18 protein-coding genes and 1 pseudogene are annotated in these 16109 nt (G+C 70.0%); 8 read left to right on the top strand and 11 right to left on the bottom strand.

Annotated features, from left to right (window positions below; translation table 11 throughout):
• The first annotated feature begins 179 nt into the window (after window positions 1-179).
• Window positions 180-428: a hypothetical protein gene (locus ACLQ24_RS24565; protein WP_425894069.1), complete on the top strand. Its 249-nt coding sequence runs from the start codon at window positions 180-182 to the stop codon at window positions 426-428.
• A gap of 24 nt (window positions 429-452) precedes the next feature.
• Here the strand turns inward: ACLQ24_RS24565 and ACLQ24_RS24560 are convergent, their stop codons facing one another.
• A complete protein-coding gene (locus ACLQ24_RS24560) occupies window positions 453-2300 on the bottom strand; it encodes a glycoside hydrolase family 15 protein (RefSeq protein WP_425894068.1) in 1848 nt (615 codons plus the stop codon).
• A gap of 254 nt (window positions 2301-2554) precedes the next feature.
• Entirely contained in the window at window positions 2555-2677 is a 123-nt protein-coding gene (locus ACLQ24_RS24555; RefSeq protein WP_425894067.1) for a hypothetical protein, read from the bottom strand.
• Window positions 2678-2717: 40 nt separating this feature from the next.
• On the opposite strand from ACLQ24_RS24555, the gene ACLQ24_RS24550 reads away from it, so the two are divergent.
• Entirely contained in the window at window positions 2718-3230 is a 513-nt protein-coding gene (locus tag ACLQ24_RS24550) for a hypothetical protein (protein ID WP_425894066.1), read from the top strand.
• On the opposite strand, the gene ACLQ24_RS24545 is transcribed toward ACLQ24_RS24550, so the two are convergent.
• From ACLQ24_RS24545 to ACLQ24_RS24510, 8 genes are all read right to left on the bottom strand, one after another.
• Window positions 3208-4050, bottom strand: a complete 843-nt coding sequence (locus ACLQ24_RS24545; RefSeq protein WP_425894065.1) for an oxygenase MpaB family protein — start codon at window positions 4048-4050, stop codon at window positions 3208-3210. The two genes, ACLQ24_RS24550 and ACLQ24_RS24545, sit on opposite strands and share 23 nt — an antisense overlap.
• Window positions 4047-5264: an MAB_1171c family putative transporter gene (locus ACLQ24_RS24540; protein WP_425894064.1), complete on the bottom strand. Its 1218-nt coding sequence runs from the start codon at window positions 5262-5264 to the stop codon at window positions 4047-4049. The genes ACLQ24_RS24545 and ACLQ24_RS24540 overlap by 4 nt, the downstream gene beginning before the upstream one ends.
• A gap of 7 nt (window positions 5265-5271) precedes the next feature.
• Window positions 5272-5850 (bottom strand): hypothetical protein, encoded by a 579-nt coding sequence (locus ACLQ24_RS24535; protein WP_425894063.1) that lies wholly within the window; start codon window positions 5848-5850, stop codon window positions 5272-5274.
• Window positions 5851-5853: 3 nt separating this feature from the next.
• On the bottom strand, window positions 5854-6369 hold the full coding sequence (locus ACLQ24_RS24530; protein WP_425894062.1) for a hypothetical protein: 516 nt from the start codon (window positions 6367-6369) through the stop codon (window positions 5854-5856).
• A gap of 609 nt (window positions 6370-6978) precedes the next feature.
• Window positions 6979-8034, bottom strand: coding sequence for an SMP-30/gluconolactonase/LRE family protein (locus tag ACLQ24_RS24525; RefSeq protein ID WP_425894061.1), 1056 nt, complete (start codon window positions 8032-8034; stop codon window positions 6979-6981).
• A complete protein-coding gene (locus ACLQ24_RS24520) occupies window positions 8031-8963 on the bottom strand; it encodes a family 43 glycosylhydrolase (protein ID WP_425894060.1) in 933 nt (310 codons plus the stop codon). The genes ACLQ24_RS24525 and ACLQ24_RS24520 overlap by 4 nt, the downstream gene beginning before the upstream one ends.
• A 220-nt stretch (window positions 8964-9183) precedes the next feature.
• The gene (locus ACLQ24_RS24515; RefSeq protein WP_425894059.1) at window positions 9184-9630 is read right to left on the bottom strand and encodes an aminotransferase class I/II-fold pyridoxal phosphate-dependent enzyme; all 447 of its coding nucleotides are present in this window, start codon (window positions 9628-9630) and stop codon (window positions 9184-9186) included.
• Window positions 9631-9790: 160 nt separating this feature from the next.
• Window positions 9791-10213, bottom strand: coding sequence for a DUF6223 family protein (locus ACLQ24_RS24510; RefSeq protein ID WP_425894058.1), 423 nt, complete (start codon window positions 10211-10213; stop codon window positions 9791-9793).
• A gap of 215 nt (window positions 10214-10428) precedes the next feature.
• On the opposite strand from ACLQ24_RS24510, the gene ACLQ24_RS24505 reads away from it, so the two are divergent.
• The 3 genes and pseudogenes from ACLQ24_RS24505 to ACLQ24_RS24495 all read left to right on the top strand — a co-directional run bounded on the left by ACLQ24_RS24505 (window position 10429) and on the right by ACLQ24_RS24495 (window position 12417).
• Entirely contained in the window at window positions 10429-10803 is a 375-nt protein-coding gene (locus ACLQ24_RS24505; RefSeq protein WP_425894057.1) for a hypothetical protein, read from the top strand.
• A 1-nt stretch (window position 10804) separates the two neighbouring features.
• Window positions 10805-11164, top strand: a pseudogene (locus ACLQ24_RS24500) (transposase); the annotation flags it as partial.
• Between the two features lie 344 nt (window positions 11165-11508).
• Window positions 11509-12417: a hypothetical protein gene (locus tag ACLQ24_RS24495; RefSeq protein WP_425894056.1), complete on the top strand. Its 909-nt coding sequence runs from the start codon at window positions 11509-11511 to the stop codon at window positions 12415-12417.
• A 171-nt stretch (window positions 12418-12588) separates the two neighbouring features.
• Here ACLQ24_RS24495 and ACLQ24_RS24490 read toward each other — a convergent pair whose 3' ends face one another.
• Window positions 12589-13059: a helix-turn-helix domain-containing protein gene (locus tag ACLQ24_RS24490; RefSeq protein WP_425894055.1), complete on the bottom strand. Its 471-nt coding sequence runs from the start codon at window positions 13057-13059 to the stop codon at window positions 12589-12591.
• Between the two features lie 348 nt (window positions 13060-13407).
• Between ACLQ24_RS24490 and ACLQ24_RS24485 the strand changes: the two genes are divergently transcribed.
• From ACLQ24_RS24485 to ACLQ24_RS24475, 3 genes are all read left to right on the top strand, one after another.
• Window positions 13408-14226, top strand: coding sequence for a basic amino acid ABC transporter substrate-binding protein (locus tag ACLQ24_RS24485; RefSeq protein WP_425894054.1), 819 nt, complete (start codon window positions 13408-13410; stop codon window positions 14224-14226).
• Between the two features lie 80 nt (window positions 14227-14306).
• Complete coding sequence (locus ACLQ24_RS24480) at window positions 14307-15101, top strand: amino acid ABC transporter permease (RefSeq protein ID WP_425894053.1); 795 nt, start codon at window positions 14307-14309, stop codon at window positions 15099-15101.
• Window positions 15102-15106: 5 nt separating this feature from the next.
• Window positions 15107-15946, top strand: a complete 840-nt coding sequence (locus ACLQ24_RS24475; RefSeq protein WP_425894052.1) for an amino acid ABC transporter ATP-binding protein — start codon at window positions 15107-15109, stop codon at window positions 15944-15946.
• Window positions 15947-16109 lie beyond the last annotated feature (163 nt).

Genomic DNA, 16109 nt, shown 5'->3' with positions numbered 1-16109 from the left:
CCAAACCGGCGTCGAAACAAGGTCTGACCAGCGAAGTCTCCAGCCAAGATCAACTTATCTAGGAAACTCGGGCTAGGTAAGGGTCCGCATCTCGCGCAGGCGTGCTGGCTGGCTCCGGGCAGGTCGACCGTCGAGGCGGACCGACCTGCCCGGCTTGCACCGTCGATGGTGGAGATCAAATGGTGCAGATGCTGCGTCAGATCGAGCTCGGGCGGATGCTCGCGCTGCTTCCCGTGTCGCTCGCCGAGCGCAACGCCCGGCCGCAGCTGACGTGGCGTCCGGTCGACGACGCGCCGGAGGCAGCCTTCGCGGTGGCGTGGCCGCAGAACTCGCCCTCGCTCGCCGTCGCCGCGTTCGTCCGGATCGCCACGGCCGTCTCGGCCGGCCGGCAGGCCAGCCTGGTGGCGGGCGCCGCGGAGATCGCCTGACGACGCTCGATAGCACCGCTGCCCCTATCGGCGGCGGTGGGCGTCGGCCTCGGCGTCGAGCAGGCTGTTGAGGGTCAGCGCGGTATTGATCAGTGACAGGTGGCTGAAGGCCTGGGGGTAGTTGCCGATCTGCTCCCCGGTCGCGGCGATCTCCTCGGCGTAGAGGCCGAGGTGGTTGCTGAAGGTGAACATCTTCTCGAACGTGAGGCGGGCGTCGTCGAGGCGGCCGGAGCGGGCCAGCGCCTCGACGTACCAGAAGGTGCACATGTTGAAGGTGCCCTCGTGGCCCGGGAGGCCGTCGGGGGAGTGCACCGGGTCGTACCGGTGGACGAGGCTGTCGGAGACCAGTTCGCGTTCGATCGCGTTCAGGGTGGACTGCCACAGCGGGTCGCTCGGGGTGACGAATCCGACGGCCGGCATCGCCAGCAGCGCGGCGTCGAGCACGTTCTCGTCGTACGCCTGCACGAAACTGCCGCGTTCCTGGTGGTACCCGCGGGCCATGACCTGGTTGTAGATCCGATTCCGCTGTTCGGTCCAACAGTTCAGGTCGCCGGGGCGGCCGGTGCGGGCGGCCAGGCGGATGGCCCGGTCCAGCGCCACCCACGACATGACCCGACCGAACGTGTAGTTGCGCGGGTGGTGCCGGCTCTCCCAGATGCCGGCGTCGCGCTGGTCCCAGTTGTGGCAGAGCCAGTCGACGAGCCGGACGGTGCTCTTCCACACCTGGTGCGAGACGCGGATGCCCTGTTCGTCGGCGAGGTGCATGGCGTAGAGCGCCTCGCCGTGGATGTCGAGCTGGAGCTGGTCGGCGGCGCCGTTGCCGATCCGCACCGGCCTGGAGCCGCGGTACCCCTCCAGGTGGTCGAGCACCTCCTCGTGCAGGTCGGAGGAGCCGTCCACCCGGTACATGATCTTCAGTGGGTCCTGGTGGTCGCCGGCCGTGCGGATGCGCTCGTCCAGCCAGTCCATGTAGCGGCTGACCTCCTCGGTGAAGCCGAGGCCGAGCAGCGCGTGCACCGAGAACGACGTGTCGCGTATCCAGGTGTAGCGGTAGTCCCAGTTGCGGGTCCCGCCGACCAGCTCGGGCAGGGCGGCGGTGGGCGCGGCGATCATCGCGCCGGTCGGCGCGTACGTCATGAGTTTCAGCGTGATGGCCGAGCGTTCGACCATCTCCCGCCAGCGGCCGGTGTAGCTGGAGCGTTCGAGCCAGCGTCGCCAGTAGTCCCGGGTCCACTCGAACATGCCCTGGATCTCCTCCGGCGGGATGATCTGTGGTTCGGTGCCACCCGTCTCCAGGACCACGCCGCCGGTGTCGCCCTCGCTCAGGGTGCCGTACGCGACGAGGTCGCCGCCCTCGATGCGGACGTCTCCCTGTTCGGAGATCAGTCGCCGCACCGGATCGACCGGGTGGAACGTCAGCGTCGCCGACCGGCTGCGAAAGACGTAGCCGTTGCGATGGCGTTCTAGTTGGTGCTCTTCCCGGGCGAAGTCGAACCGTGGTCGGCACTCCACGCGGAAGCGCATGCTGCCGCGGACCATCGTGACGATGCGGACCAGGCGGTGCGCGTCGGTGACCCGCTCGCCGGTGACCGGCATGAAGTCCATTACCTCGGCCACACCGTCGGCGCTGATGAACCGGGTGATCAGGATGGGGGTGCCGGGCAGGTAGAGCTGTTTGGTGACGTACCGGACGTCGTCCGGCGCGATCCGGAAGTAGCCGCCCTTCTCCTTGTCCAGCAGCGCGGCGAAGATGCTCGGCGAGTCGAAGCGTGGCGCGCAGAACCAGTCGACAGTGCCGTCACATGTCACCAGCGCGGCGGTCTGCAGGTCGCCGATGAGACCGTGATCTTCGATCGCCGGATAGCTGTCCACGTCTCTCCCCGGTTCGGCCGCGTCCTGCGCATCGAACTTAAGGGGAAAAATTGTCGAATAAGGTGGGATTCGGTCCCAATCACCCTGCCGCGTTCCTCCGCAGCGCCGGAGAGCGCCGGTCCCGGGGCTCGATCAGTCCATTACCGTCACATTCGTCGATTCCTTGAGGGTGGATGATTGGATGAGGTGATGGTCCCCGAAGGGCCGGATCGGGCCGCGGCCCGGTCCGTGCGATCTGTGGCGCGGTCGCGGAGTCACGCCGCGCGACTGGCGCGTCGGTCGGCGATCGGCGCTGCGGCGTCGCGCGACGGTGCGGCGTCCGCGCTCGGCCGACACTCGGCGGCCGTCCAGGCGGCGGCGGCGATTGTCGCCGTCACGCTGACGATAATTGCCCTGGTGTACGCCTAGCAGGCGAACGTGCTTGCGCAGGAGACGCTGCGCGAGCAGCAGCGGGTCAACGCCGACCAGTTGGAACTGAACAAGCTCGCCCGCGAACGCTTCGAACGGCGGTACGCGAGTCCTGTCTCCTGGTGGATCGACAAGGGCGACGAGAGTATCGCCCACTACGTCCAGGGGAACGCGGCGAGGATCGACGATGCCGGACCCGACGACGTGGTCAGCCTGGAGGTCATACACGTCCAGAACCGTGCGCCGGTGCCCGTCCACGACCCGGCTTTCGTACTGCCACCCATCGACGCCCAGACACCGTGGTGGTTGTTGGCGGACATTCCTCCCTGCACGATCGTCACCTACGACCTCGAAGTGATCGGCAACGAAGGCCGCTCTCACGCGGGTCTCGCGGCGCTTATCGAAATAGAAGGCTGGCGATATCTGGCCATGCGCGATGGACGACGGTGCGTCAAGCCGTGCCCGACCGGCGGCGCCTCCTGGCACCGCCAGCCGCTGATCAACGCGGGCCGAGCTGGCTGATCTCGTACCCCTGGGGGTAGGTCCTGGCCTTGATGCCGTCGGCGAACAGTGGCGTGGCCCGCGGCGCGCCGAACCACCGCTGCCACCGCGCGCGCGACCGCAACGCCAGACGCAGGCCGGCCCGGACCGGCCACGCCGGCGCGTCGACCCGCGTCGCACGCCGCAGCGGTTCGTCGTACATGGCGCTGACCAGGGCGTTGCCCAGCGGTGCGAGCGTCCGGGGGAGGCGAGCGAGCATCAGCATGCGGGCGGCCCGCTCGATGGCCGCCGCGTCGTCGTTCGGCATCAGGTGAGCCGCGTCGTGGGCGTTGAACCAGGTCTCGAACTCGTCGTACGACCCGGGGATGTCGGTGATGCCCATCCGCCGGCCGAGTTCCCGGTAGAACAGGTACGTGGCCTGCCGCTCGTGGCAGCAGGGCTGACGCCAGCCGTAGTCGCGCAGCCAGCGCGTCGGGATCACGACGAGGCAGCCCAGGACGTACCGGAAGTCGTCGTTGCCGATGTCGTACGGGCGGTGGATCTGGTTGACGCGCCGCAGCGCGTCGCGGCCCCGGGGCTTGTCGAAACCGTTGAGGACCATTTCGTACATCAGCAGACCGGTGTCGTCGATGCGCTTCTGGGTGCGGTCGGTCAGCTCGCCGGTGGTGGTGTGCACGGCGGCGATGGCCGGGACGGAGAAGGACCTGATGAACGCGAGGTTGAGGCCCAGCTTCATGTCCCAGGGGAACTCGTGGCGCAGCATGGTCTGGTAGATGTCCAGGTAGTCGCGCTGCGGGTCCAGCGTGCGGATCCGGTTCAGGTTGTCGTAACGGCCCCTCATCGGTGCGCGTCTCCTGCCGTCGGCCGCGGGGTGGCCTCGGCGAGCGTCAGGGCCACCACGGGCGATCGGGCGTAGGCGTCGGTGACGAGCGTCAACCACGCCACCTCGCCGGCGTAGCCACCGTCCGGGCGGTGCAGTTCGTCGGCGGGCTGCGGGGCCGCGGCCACCAGACCGGCGCGATGTCGCCGCAGCGCGCAGGCCAGGTGGGCGGCCTCGACGGCCGCCCGCCGCTCCGCCGCGCTCAGACCGGCCCCTTCGGCGAACCGCTCGGCCAGGGCGGTCACACCCATGTCGGTGTACGGGCGCAGCGCCAGGCGGCCGTCGCGGATCTCGGCGACCCGGCGGGTGAGCGCGTAGTCGGTGTCGCGGATGGCCGCGAACTTGCGTCGCAGGGTGGGGTCGAGTTCCAGCTCGGGGAGGGCCGCGACGAGGTCCCGCCAGAGGGGTTCGAGCCGCCGGTGGGAGTGGAAGTCCTCCCACCGCTGGCCGATCTTGAGGGTCGGCCCCCAGGCCGGCATGGTGAGGCCGATCGTGATGAGCAACGCGCCGATGGTCACCAGCACCGCCGCAATCTGACGCTCGCCGGTGGGCCGGTAGCCGGCCCAGTAAGCGACGAGGTAGACGATCTTGTTGGTGCTGTAGAGCAGCGCGAAGGCGGCGCCGACGGCGGTGATGCGCAGGCCCCGGCGCAGCCAGGGGCGTCCGCAGATCTTCGCGAAGCCCCAGCACAGCCGGGTGATGTCGAAGCAGTAGGCGAAGAACCCGAGCAGCAGGAAGATCAGCAGGTACGCGGTCACGACGGGGTCGGTCGCGTACTCGACGGTCAGGAGCACCGGCTCGTCGTACGTGAGGGTGTGGGCGAACAGGCCGAGCATGACGACGAACGCGCACGCGGTGACCCAGACCCAGCGGCGGGCACGCACGGCGGCCGTCGCCGGGGGGAGCGCGAAGTGCAGCAGCATGATCTCGGCGTTGGCCGAGATGGTCAGCGCGCCGGCGTGCGACATGACCTTGGCGAGGTTGGGCAGGCCCGACACCCCGTCGATCGCGGCGGCGACGGGTGGGATGGCGACGGTGATCCCGGCGGCGAACGCCCCGAGGCCCGCGCAGATCGCGCGGCGGGCCCGGCTGGGATGCCGACGTTGCAGCCGCACCATGTAGGCGAACGCGACCCAACCGATTGCCGCGCAGACGGCGTAGAGGACGGTGTCCATCCCCGCGCTACCAGTGGGGGTGTTCGAGCGAGTGCCGCAGCCGGCCGTACAGCTCGGCGTCCTGCCCGTCGACCGGCGGCTCGTCCGCGTCCGCGCGACCACCGCGGATCCGGCGCAGGAGCAGTGAGCCGATCATCTCAGCTTCGCGCTCCTCGGCCGCTGCGTAGTTGCTGCGGCCGAGACTGCGCTGCACGAGCTGCGGGTCGAGGTCCGGCAGTAGCAGCCGGGAGGCGTCGGCGTCCAGCACCTCGGTCGCCTGGTGCCCGGCGAGCAGGTGACCCAACTCGTGACCGATGATCAGCAGTTGGTGCAGCGGCGAGGTGTCCTGCTCGTAGAAGATCGCGTCGAAGTCGTTCGTCGGCACGCACATCCCGCACACGCTGTGCGCCGGCAGCTTGATCGGCACCAGGTGGATGGGCAGGCCGCGCCGCTCGCCGAGGATGTCGCACAGCTTCCGGACGTCGAAGGGGTCCGGCATCTCCAGCTCGGCCACGATGCGCTCGCACCGTCGGCGTAGGCGATGCAACGTCACGTCGGTGTTCCCCCACTCGTCGGTGTGCTCCCACCGCAGGATCTGCACGGCCATCGACTATCGGCGATCATCGGACGCGGTGGTGGTCGTGCCGGTGCCCTCGGCCACGGCCCGCAGCCGGGCCACCATCTGCTCGACGAGGCGGGTGTCGGTCGCGGAGAGGCCGTTGTCGGCGAGCACCTGCCGCAGCGCCACCCGCTTGACGTCCATCCGACGCAGCTCGCTGAGCAGCGTGATCTGGTCCTGGGTGCGTCGTGCCGCCGCGTCGTCCACGAAGTAGCCCGAGTTGACGCCGAAGGCGGTGGCCAGGGCGCGCACGTGCGAGGTGCGGGGATCGCTGGCCACGCCACGGCGCAGCTCGCCGATGTAGGCGGCGCTGATCGTCACGCCCGTCTCGGCCGCCGCTTCGTTGATCTTGTCGGCGATCTCCCGGTTGGTGTACCTGCGACCCGGCTCGTCGGACTCGCCGAGTTCGTCAGGCGTCGGACGGATGTTGTCGAACAGGTACTCCAGCCGTGCTGCCAACGTGTCGAGGGGCGGCAACTCCCGCTCCGCGCGCCGAACGTCCACCATGCTTCTCACCCTCCGGCGACCTGAACGACAGTGTCGCAGATATGCCCGGCGACGAAACAGACGTTGACACCCGTACGGAACGTGAGCGTAAGCTCGCTCCTGTTCGGAGCAACGGGTGTTGAGTCAGAATCCAATCTGCTCAACGCTTGTTGCGCGGCGGGCCCTGTCGGGCCCGTCCAGCCGAACCTGGGGGGCGAGCGGGGAGGAATCCGCTCCGCAAGGAGCACAACGGGGGATTCCTCCCACTGCCAGCCCGGTCCGTCGCGGCGGGTGCCGCTTCGCGCCGGCAGTCATCCGCGACTAGAGGCGCGTCCGCAGCCGCTCGTCGTGTCCCAGCGGCCCGGGGCCCACCTCGTCGAGCAGGCGACGGCCCGCCTCGACCAGTCGGGCCGCGCGGGCAGCACGTGCTCGCCGGCGACCGCGCACAGCACGACGACCTCGGCGACCACCTCCCGGTCGACGAGGCCGGTCCGTGCCCGTGCGATCGCGTCCCGGAGGGCGGCGGCGTCCGTCGACAGGGGGCCGGCTGCGTGGAGATCATCTGCACCGGCGAAGCCTACGGACAGAGCCCCGCCCGCCGCGTCCCGCGAACGTCCGGCCAGGGGTGCGTCAGTACGGGTACCCCGGGATGTTGAGCCGCACGCTGTACAGGCCGGAGTCGTTCCACGGACCCGAGGTGATGTAGAGGGTCTGCCGGTCGGGCCCGCCGAAGGCCACGTTTGTCGTGCCGGAGAAGCCGGGCCGGATCGTGCCGAGCTGGGTGCCCGTGGGGGAGTAGACGTGGACCAGGGAGTCCGCGCCGGACGTCCAGTACACGTTGCCGGCGCAGTCGATCGTGCCTCCGTCCGGACCACCGATGTAGTTCACGAAGATGCTGCGCGCGCCGGTGCTGCCGTCGGGCTGGACGGCGTACTTGTAGATCTTGTTCTCGGAGTAGGCGCCCACGTAGAGGGTGCTCCCGTCCGGTGAGAGCGAGATGCCGTTGGGCTGGCGCAGTTGGTCGTCCACCAGCGACACCTGCCCGTTGACGACGCGGAAGACGCTGGTACGCCCGGACATCTGGTCCGGGCGGTTGCCGCGCTGGAAGTTGGGGTCGGTGAAGTAGGTGACGCCGTCCGACCGGACCGCTACGTCGTTGGGCGAGTTGAAGGCCCGGCCCTGGTAGTTCGCCGCGACGGTGCCGCGGCTCCGGTCGCTCAACCGGTACGCGGACACGTTGCGCTGGTCGTGGGTGGCCGCGACGACCTGCTGGCCGTCGGCGCTGAGCGCCAGACCGTTACTACCGGAGTTGGTGATGAACGTGTCGAAGGTCGACGGCGGGGTGAACCGGCGGATCGTCGACGGCTGGACGTTGTACGGCCCGGTGCCGGCGGCCATGTCGGAGAAGAGCAGATAGCCGCCGTCGGCGACCCAGACGGGTCCTTCGAGGAAGGTGAATCCGCTCCGGATCTTCGTCGCCGTCAGGGAGCTGGACGGCAGCGGCGAGCCGGACCCGGCCCCCGTCGGGCAGGCTCCGGGCGGTGTGCCGGGCGGGCCGGCGAGCGCGGCGTGAGCGCTCACCTGGGCGGTGCCCGAGGTCTGTGTGGGACTGGCAGCGGCGGCGGGTGCCGCGCTGACGGCGAGGCAGAGTCCGGCCAGGACGGCGATGGTGGGATGCCGGGTCATCGGGTGCTCCAATCGGCGTCGGCGGGTCGCGGGGACCCGGCCGACGGTGTCGGGGGCGCGGCGAAGATCGACGAACCGTCGTTCGGCGCGATGGACAGGGTGAAGCCGTAGTGGCGCAGGTAGTAGCCAGGGAAGTTGGTCGACTCCAACGACACGCTTCCGCCGCCGGCCAGGCCGTTGACGATTCGGAACTGGGAGTCGGCGAGGTTGGTGACGTTCGCCTCGACGCGTGCCCGGTAGTCGTAGTGCCGGATGTAGCTGGTCGTCAGGTCGTGCGACCGCAGCCGGACCGGGGTGGCCCCATCCGGCACCGGGATGCCGAAGTTGGGGGTGCCGTCGGCGTTCCAGTACACCTTCTGGAGCCTGGTCCGCCGGTTGGGGTCGTTGAGGGGGTCGCCGCTGATGTCGCGGTAGTTGTGGTCGTGGTAGACGAGGATGTCGCTCTGCCCGTCCTCGGAGACGGTGAACGAGTTGTGGCCGGGGCCGTACTGGCCGGTGGCGGCGCTGGTGGCGAACACGGGGTTGGGGCTCTTGCTCCACGACGCCGCGTCGAGCAGGTTCGCGGTGGCGGAGGCGCTCAACATCCCGAGGCAGTAGTTGGCGTCCGTGGCGCTGGCCGACGACAGGCCCTGCAGGGTGGTCGCACGGCGTAGGCCGATCCGGTCGTACTGCGGCACGGTCGCGGTCATGTAGTAGTAGCCGTTGGTGTGGCGGAAGATGTGGGGATCGGCCCGCGGGTTGACCAGCGGGTTGGTGTAGTTCGCAGCGGGCGCGGCCTGCGCGGGCCCCGCCACGGGCAGCCCGGCCGACACGGCGAGGACCACCAGCAACGCGGCCAGGACGGACCGTCGACGGACGTCGGGACCGGTACGCCCCGAGCCGGCGGCTCGGCGGGTGGCGGCAACGGTTCGGTCCGGTGGCAGCGGCATCTGTCCTCCGTGAGCTGTGTGCACGGCGCTGGTCGATGCTGCTGCGACGGCCAACCCGCGGGCGCCCGCCGGGGCAGGAACGCCCGTGGGCAGGGATGTGTGACGGGAGTGTTACGCCCAGGTAACGGCCTAAGTGTTGGCGCTAACATCGACGAGTGTCAAGATGTTCCGGTAGGCCTCGTGCCCTGTGCGGGGCGACCCCGCGAGCCGCGGCAGCAGCTCACCGTCGGTCGGTGAGGTCGGACCGCCCGCCCGAGTTCGTGTTCGGTGACGCCGACAAGAACGCGCCGCTGGTCACGACCGTGTCCTCGCGGCGGGCGTCCAGCGCCCGGCTGCGCCGTAGCAGCGCGGCGATCTGGGTGCGCAACGACGGGGAACCCTCCGCCGGGCCGTAGCCCAACGCCACCGCGTCGGCCCGGCTGACCGCGTCGGCGAGCGACTTCCGCCACCGGGCCACCGGGAAGCTGGCCAGCGCCGGGGTGCCGCGCCGGAAGTCGTACGTCCCGTCCGGCCGGTGCATCGGCGCCGGCTCCCACGGCTTCCACAGTGCACTGCCGGCGCCGGTGGGCAGCGAGGGCTCGGGTCGCAGGTGTACGCGGGCGGCTGGGCGGCACCGCGTCGCCGGGGCGCAGCCGGCCGGCGCGTACGGATGAACTGATCTGGCCACAGAGCTGCTGTTGCAACGGCACCGGACTGGCGCGGTCCAGCGTGACGAGGAGCCGATCCGAACTCACCTGCCGATGCTCCCCCGGTCGAACGCTGGCGGTGATTTCAATCGTGCCGGCGTTGCCCGTCCTGCTCCCGCGCAGAGCAGGACGGGCGATCCCTCAGCCGCGGGTACAGCTGAGCGCCAGTCCCCCGAGACCCAGGGCGGCCAACCCCACCACCAGGGCCACGTACGCCCCGCCCCGCCCGTTGCCGGTGCCGATCCCGCCGTCGGAGGTCGCCACCACCAGCGCGCCGAGGCTCACACCGAGCAGCCCCGACGCGAGGGCCACGGTGGCGCCGAGCATGCCGGTGCCGGTACCGATGCGACTGGTCGGTCGGACCAGGGCCACCGCGCCGACGATCACCCCCGCCAGCGCCAGCAGACCACCCACGCTCGCCCCGAGCCGCCCGGCCCTCATGGTGGTGACGGTGGCCGCCAACGGCTGGGCGGAGGTGTGGGCGGCGGCCGGCGCGGCGAGCCCGGAACCCACGGCAGCGGTGAACACCAGGCGCGCCGCCGACGGGTTTCCTGACCGGAACATGCGCATCTCCTTCTCGTACGTCGTGATTGTCGTTCGATCGTGTCGCCACGTCGGCCGCCGGTCGTCCGGCCGCCGGAGGCTCTTCGCGCTGCCACCGTGGGCGCAGGCGGCTGCCGCGTACGCCGCGCGCGCCGCGCGTCTACCGCGGACGTGGTAGTCGCCGGTCGTCCGCGCGCAGGAGTCGCCCGGGGCGTACCCCGGGCCAGGGTGCGCCCATGAGCACAGGGCGTGCCGGTGTCCGGGACTGGGCCATCGCCGTCGGCGTGGCGGCGGTGCTGCTGGTCGCCGGGCGGTCCGCGGACTCCTCCGCGATCGACGCCGACCTGCTGGGTTATCCGTTGCTGGCCGCCGCCGGCGGTCTGGCGCTGGCGGCGCGTCGTCGGTGGCCCGTCGCCGTCCTGGCCGTCACCGGTCTGTGCGCCGTGGGCTACCAGGCGGTCGGTTACGACGTGCCGGCCGTCGCCTTCCTGTTCGCGGTGTACACCGGTGTGCGGGCCGGCCACCGCGTCGTCACCGTCGTCGCCGCCGTGCTGATGCTGGTCGCTCTGCCGTTACCTCTCAGTGCGCTTTGGCAAGCACACGGTTGGTAGTCCTGCCTTGCGGCGGAACGGTCCCGGTCTGACCGGCGGCCTCCTGATCACCGACAAGGGCTTCGCCTCCAAGCCCTTGGAACGACACCTGGCCGAGCAGGGCATCGCCCTGCTACGCCCGTCGCGCAAGAAGGAGAAGGCCCGCTACGGCGAGCCGATGCTCAAGAAGGTCCGCCAACTCATCGAATCAGTCAACGACACCCTCAAGGGCCAGCTTGACCTCGAAGAACACGGCGGACGCACCTTCGAGGGAGTCGCCGTCCGAGTGGCCCAGCGCCTCCTGGCCATGGCCGCCGCGATCTGGCACAACAACAAGACCGGCGCACCCGTCACCCGGTCACTGATCGCCTACGACCACTGACCGAATTCGGAACTACTCGTCTAGGCGGCCGATCCGGTAAGTGGGAACGGGCAGTGCTCCGGACTCGTAACGCCGACCTGCTGTCGCGTACGAGATCCCGGTAGCCGCTGCCCATTCCTTCAAATTCACGACGACGACTATAACCGACTAGTGAGCACTACTAACGACCGACACGCCAGCAGAGTCATCCCCCTCACGGCACTCGCCCCGCCGCAGGGCCTGCCGTTGGGCGAGGCGCTCGCACGGGCCCGGGGCGTACTCGAGGTGGCGTGGCTGATCGGACCAGGGGCTGTGAGCAGGCTGGCCGCGCGGTGCCGGGTTCGGCGCGTGCCATGATTGCGCCCATGGGCAAGCAGCAGCACGTCGGTGGGGCCGACCGGGACAGCGGGTCGGGCACCACGGCCGACCGTCCGACCGGTGGTGGGGCGGACGCGCGGCTCGCCGTCGCACACGACCCCACAACGCCACAGATGACCCTCATCGACCTGGCGTCCGATGCGTCGGTCGCGGTCCGCAAGGCGGTCGCGGCCCGGCCGGACGCGCCCGCGCAGGCCCTGCGGTCGCTGACCCGCGACCATGATCGTCACGTCCGGGAAGCCGTGGCGCGCAATCCGGCGACCTCGGTCGGCAATCTCCTGCGTCTGGTCAAGGACGCGGACCGGTGGGTCCGCTGGGCCGTCGCCAGTAACCCGACCTGCGACGAGTCGGTCCGCCGGGTGATGGTCGCCGCACCTGACAAGGAGCTTCGGGGCCTGCTCGCCGAGACCCGCGACCTGGAGCCCGAGCTGGCCGCCCGGCTGGTCGACGACGTCTCGCCCGAGGTGCGGGAACGGCTCGCCACGCACACCCAGGACCCCGACGTCATCGTCGCACTGCTGGCCGACCGCACCGTCCGCGTCCGCAAGGGGCTCGCCCGTAACCTGCGGACCACCGCCGCGCAGCGCAGCGCTCTGGCCAGGGACCCGGCGGTCGACGTGCGGGCCGCGCTGGTCCGCGCGCTGGAGTTGGACGAGGCGGATCTGGCGACGCTGGTCGACGACCGCTCGGTGCAGGTCCGGCTGGCGATGGCCACGTCCGAGATCATCCCGGCGCACGTCCGGCAGGCGCTCGAAGGCGATCCCGACGAGATGGTGGCCGCAGCGGCCCGGGACTTCCGCCCCGGAGCCGGCAGCTCCCCGGTAGTGCGGGCTCCCCGCATCGGTTCCCGGCGCTCCGGCACCGGTCCGGGTCGGCCGGGTCGCGCCGCGCGCTGAGCCCGCTTGCGTCGCGTGCCTGAGCCCGCTTGCGTCGCGTGCCTGAGCCCGCCTGCGCTGGGCGCTGACGCCGCCTGCGCTGGGCGCTGACGCCGCCTGCGCTGGGCGCTGAGGTCGGCGGAGCTGCCGTGCGGTGAGGTCGGCTGGCTGTGCGGCGCTCGTCCGATCGGGCTACCGGCGCGACGCGCCTGCCCTCGGCGGGGAGGGCGGGGTGACGCCGGAGCCGGTCGACGATGCGGCCTCGACCGGGAGGTCGCGGCCGGCGAGGCGGCGAAGCAGGTCTCGGATGTGGCGCTTGTCCGCGGCCGAGACCGTGTCGTCCAGCAACCGCCGGCGGATGGTGCCCATGTCCGTCTCGACCTCGGCCAGCGCCCGGGGCGTCACGGCCGCGTTCGGCATCGCGAGCGGCCGGATCGCGGCGGCGATGGACAGGTCGAGGGTGGCGCAGAGGCTGCGGACCTTCGCCAGCTCCGGATAGCGCTGCCAGTCACCGGCGAGCCAGCGGAACAGCGTCGAGCGGCTCACGCCGCTGTGGTGCGCGATTTCGCCGACGGTCCAGCCGTGCTCCTCGCGGGCGTCGTCGACGGCTTGCCGAACGAACTGCGCGAAGGCCATCTGAGGTGTCGTGGGGTAGGTGTCCATCCTCAGGTCTGCCCTCCCATCCGGGGTCGGATCTGCTCACCCTTCGGTGACGGCGGTACCACTGATCGTCTATCAGCTTCTGTGGTGGCGCAGCGGTCCCCGGGGCGGTGGCCTACTCGTTCGGGGTGGCTCGGATACTCAAATGTCGATCGTCGCGGCCAGGGCGGCGGGTCGTCCCATTCGTGACCGGCTGTCGTGTTCACGAACTGTGATGGTCACCGCAGCATGTCGGCTCATCGCGTGACCTGAGTTACTGTTCGTCGAATCAGGTACCGTCCCCTGTCGCACCGTCTTCGTACCAACCTGGCTGCCCGTCACAAGGGGGAGCCGAACCGGAGGGACACACTCGTGAGGGTCCGTAGCGCAGTCCGTCAGGCCGGCCTCGTCGCGGCGGTCGCCGCTCTGGCGTTGAGCGCGGGATGCGCCAAGAAGGATGACAGTGAGGTCCAGGCCAGCGGAGTCAAGCTGGTCGAGGCCGGCAAGCTGACCGTCTGCACCCACCTGCCGTACCCGCCGTTCCAGTCCAAGGACGCCAGCGGCAAGGTCACCGGGTTCGACGTCGACGTGATGGACCTCGTGGCCAAGGAGTTGGGCGTCGAGCAGACGATCATCGACACGCCCTTCGAGGGGATCAAGTCCGGTCAGGACCTGAACACCGGCAAGTGCGACGTGGCCGCCGCCGGCATGACCATCACCGCCGAGCGGCAGAAGGTGCTGAACTTCTCCGACCCGTACTTCGACGCGACGCAGGCGATGCTGGTCAAGACCGGCAAGCCGTACAAGTCGCTCGACGACCTGCGGGGCAAGAAGCTTGGCGTGCAGGCGGCCACCACCGGTCGTGACTACGCGCGCAAGTTCGAGAAGGAGAAGGGCCTGCAGCTGGTCGAGTTCGAGGACCTCGCCGCCCTGCAGCAGGCCGTCGCGAACGGTCAGGTCGAGGCCGCCGTCAACGACCTGCCGGTGTGGACCGAGTACCTCCGCAAGAACCCGGGTGGGTTCGAGGTGACCGCCGAGTTCGACACCGGCGAGCAGTACGGGTTCCCGGTGAAGAAGGACGGCAACCCGGAACTGCTCAAGAAGATCAACGAGACGCTGGCCAAGGCCAAGCAGGACGGCTCGTACGACACGATCTACGAGAAGTGGATCGGCAAGCGGCCGAACGCCTGATCGACGCTTCTCAGCGGGGTAGGGCACGCGGACCGCGCGCCCTACCCCGTCCGCACAATCCGGGAAGGCAACGAGCCAACGTGAAGCTGCGCCGCCGCCAGCGGGAACGACTGTCCCTCGGTATCCAGTACCTGGTCTTCATCGCGATCATCGTCGCGGTGCTCGTCGCCGCGGACTGGGGTCGGCTGGCCGACGCGTTCTTCCGCGTCGACATCATCGAGTCGATGTTCCCGACGATCATCACCGTGGCGCTGCGCAACACGATCCTCTACACGCTGGGCGCGTTCACCTTCGGCCTCGTGTTCGGCACCGTCCTCGCGCTCATGCGACTGTCCCGGGTGGCACCGTACCGCTGGCTGGCGACCGCGTACATCGAGCTGTTCCGGGGTCTGCCGGCGCTGCTGGTGCTCTTCCTCGTCGGGTACGGCATCCCCATCGCCTTCCCGGAGCGGGAGATCCCCGGCGGCGTGTTCGGCTCGATCGCGATCGGTCTCGGGCTGACCGCCGCCGCGTACATGGCCGAGACCATCCGGGCCGGAATCCAGGCCGTGCCGAAGGGGCAGATGGAGGCGGCCCGCACCCTCGGCATGTCGCACTTCACCGCCATGCGCACGATCGTCATCCCGCAGGCGTTCCGGATCGTCATCCCGCCCCTGACGAACGAGCTCATCCTGCTCACCAAGGACTCGTCGTTGGCGTACGTGCTGGGTGTGACGGCACAGACCATCGAGGTCACCAAGTTCGGCCGGGACATGCTCAACGACCGGGTGAACGCCACCCCGCTGCTGGTGGCCGGCCTCGCCTACCTGGTCATCACCCTGCCGCTGTCCCAGGTGGTACGCCGCCTCGAACTCCGCTACGCCAAGGCCCGGTGACCCGCATGACGACCAGCCCGTCCCGCCCCGCCGTCGAGATCCGCGACCTGCACAAGTCCTTCGGCCCGATCGAGGTGCTCAAGGGCATCGACTTCGAGGTCGGCCAGGGCGAGGTCGTCTGCGTGATCGGGCCGTCCGGGTCCGGCAAGTCGACCCTGCTGCGCTGCGTGGACCTGTTGGAGGAACCGACCGCGGGCACGATCTGGGTGAACGGCGTCGAGATGACCGACCCGGACGTCGAGATCGACGCCGTACGCCGGGGCATCGGCATGGTGTTCCAGTCGTTCAACCTGTTCCCGCACCTGACCGTGCTCGGCAACCTCACCGTCGCGCAGCGCAAGGTGCTGCGGCGTCCGCGCGCCGAGGCCGAGCGGGTCGCGCGGGCCAATCTGGACCGGGTCGGCCTGACCGACAAGGCCGACGCGTTCCCGGCGCAGCTCTCTGGTGGGCAGCAGCAGCGGGTCGCGATCGCCCGGTCGCTGTCGATGGAGCCGAAGCTGATGCTCTTCGACGAGCCGACCTCGGCGCTCGACCCCGAGTTGGTCGGTGACGTGCTCACCGTCATGCGCGGGCTGGCCGAGGACGGCATGACGATGATGGTGGTCACCCACGAGATGGCGTTCGCCCGGGACGTGGCGGACCGGGTCGTGTTCATGGACGGTGGGGTGGTCGTCGAGCAGGGGCCGCCGCAGGAGGTGCTGGGAGCGCCGAAGCACGAACGGACCCGCGCGTTCCTCGCCCGGGTCCTCGACCCGACCCACGTGGCGCGGCTCGGTGAGCCCGAGCAGTCGCCCGCGCAGCCCGAAACCCCCAGCCTGCCGGCCGACGACCGCCACGACCTCTGACCCTCCGAGCCTCGTCGATCGATGGCCCTCGTGATGTCGCGGTAATCTTCCTGCAATCAGACCCTGTATTTTCGTCGATGGATTACATATTGACCCGTAACCCAAATGGTTTGTGATCGTTTGGGGTGTATGGGCGTTACGGTGCGGGACGCGCGTCGGCTTT

This window comes from Micromonospora sp. DT4 (genome assembly GCF_049841675.1).
Classification (GTDB): domain Bacteria; phylum Actinomycetota; class Actinomycetes; order Mycobacteriales; family Micromonosporaceae; genus Micromonospora.
This window is presented reverse-complemented; position numbering and strand designations above follow the sequence as displayed.

What these genes read in the sequence shown, in the direction of transcription:
- ACLQ24_RS24535 (WP_425894063.1), bottom strand. Translation starts at nt 5,850, where the DNA reads ATGGCCGTGCAGATCCTGCGGTGGGAGCACACCGACGAGTGGGGGAAC.
- ACLQ24_RS24510 (WP_425894058.1), bottom strand. Translation starts at nt 10,213, where the DNA reads ATGTTCCGGTCAGGAAACCCGTCGGCGGCGCGCCTGGTGTTCACCGCT.
- ACLQ24_RS24530 (WP_425894062.1), bottom strand. Translation starts at nt 6,369, where the DNA reads ATGGTGGACGTTCGGCGCGCGGAGCGGGAGTTGCCGCCCCTCGACACG.
- ACLQ24_RS24565 (WP_425894069.1), top strand. Translation starts at nt 180, where the DNA reads ATGGTGCAGATGCTGCGTCAGATCGAGCTCGGGCGGATGCTCGCGCTG.
- ACLQ24_RS24520 (WP_425894060.1), bottom strand. Translation starts at nt 8,963, where the DNA reads ATGCCGCTGCCACCGGACCGAACCGTTGCCGCCACCCGCCGAGCCGCC.
- ACLQ24_RS24495 (WP_425894056.1), top strand. Translation starts at nt 11,509, where the DNA reads ATGGGCAAGCAGCAGCACGTCGGTGGGGCCGACCGGGACAGCGGGTCG.
- ACLQ24_RS24490 (WP_425894055.1), bottom strand. Translation starts at nt 13,059, where the DNA reads ATGGACACCTACCCCACGACACCTCAGATGGCCTTCGCGCAGTTCGTT.
- ACLQ24_RS24525 (WP_425894061.1), bottom strand. Translation starts at nt 8,034, where the DNA reads ATGACCCGGCATCCCACCATCGCCGTCCTGGCCGGACTCTGCCTCGCC.
- ACLQ24_RS24475 (WP_425894052.1), top strand. Translation starts at nt 15,107, where the DNA reads ATGACGACCAGCCCGTCCCGCCCCGCCGTCGAGATCCGCGACCTGCAC.
- ACLQ24_RS24545 (WP_425894065.1), bottom strand. Translation starts at nt 4,050, where the DNA reads ATGAGGGGCCGTTACGACAACCTGAACCGGATCCGCACGCTGGACCCG.
- ACLQ24_RS24505 (WP_425894057.1), top strand. Translation starts at nt 10,429, where the DNA reads ATGAGCACAGGGCGTGCCGGTGTCCGGGACTGGGCCATCGCCGTCGGC.
- ACLQ24_RS24540 (WP_425894064.1), bottom strand. Translation starts at nt 5,264, where the DNA reads ATGGACACCGTCCTCTACGCCGTCTGCGCGGCAATCGGTTGGGTCGCG.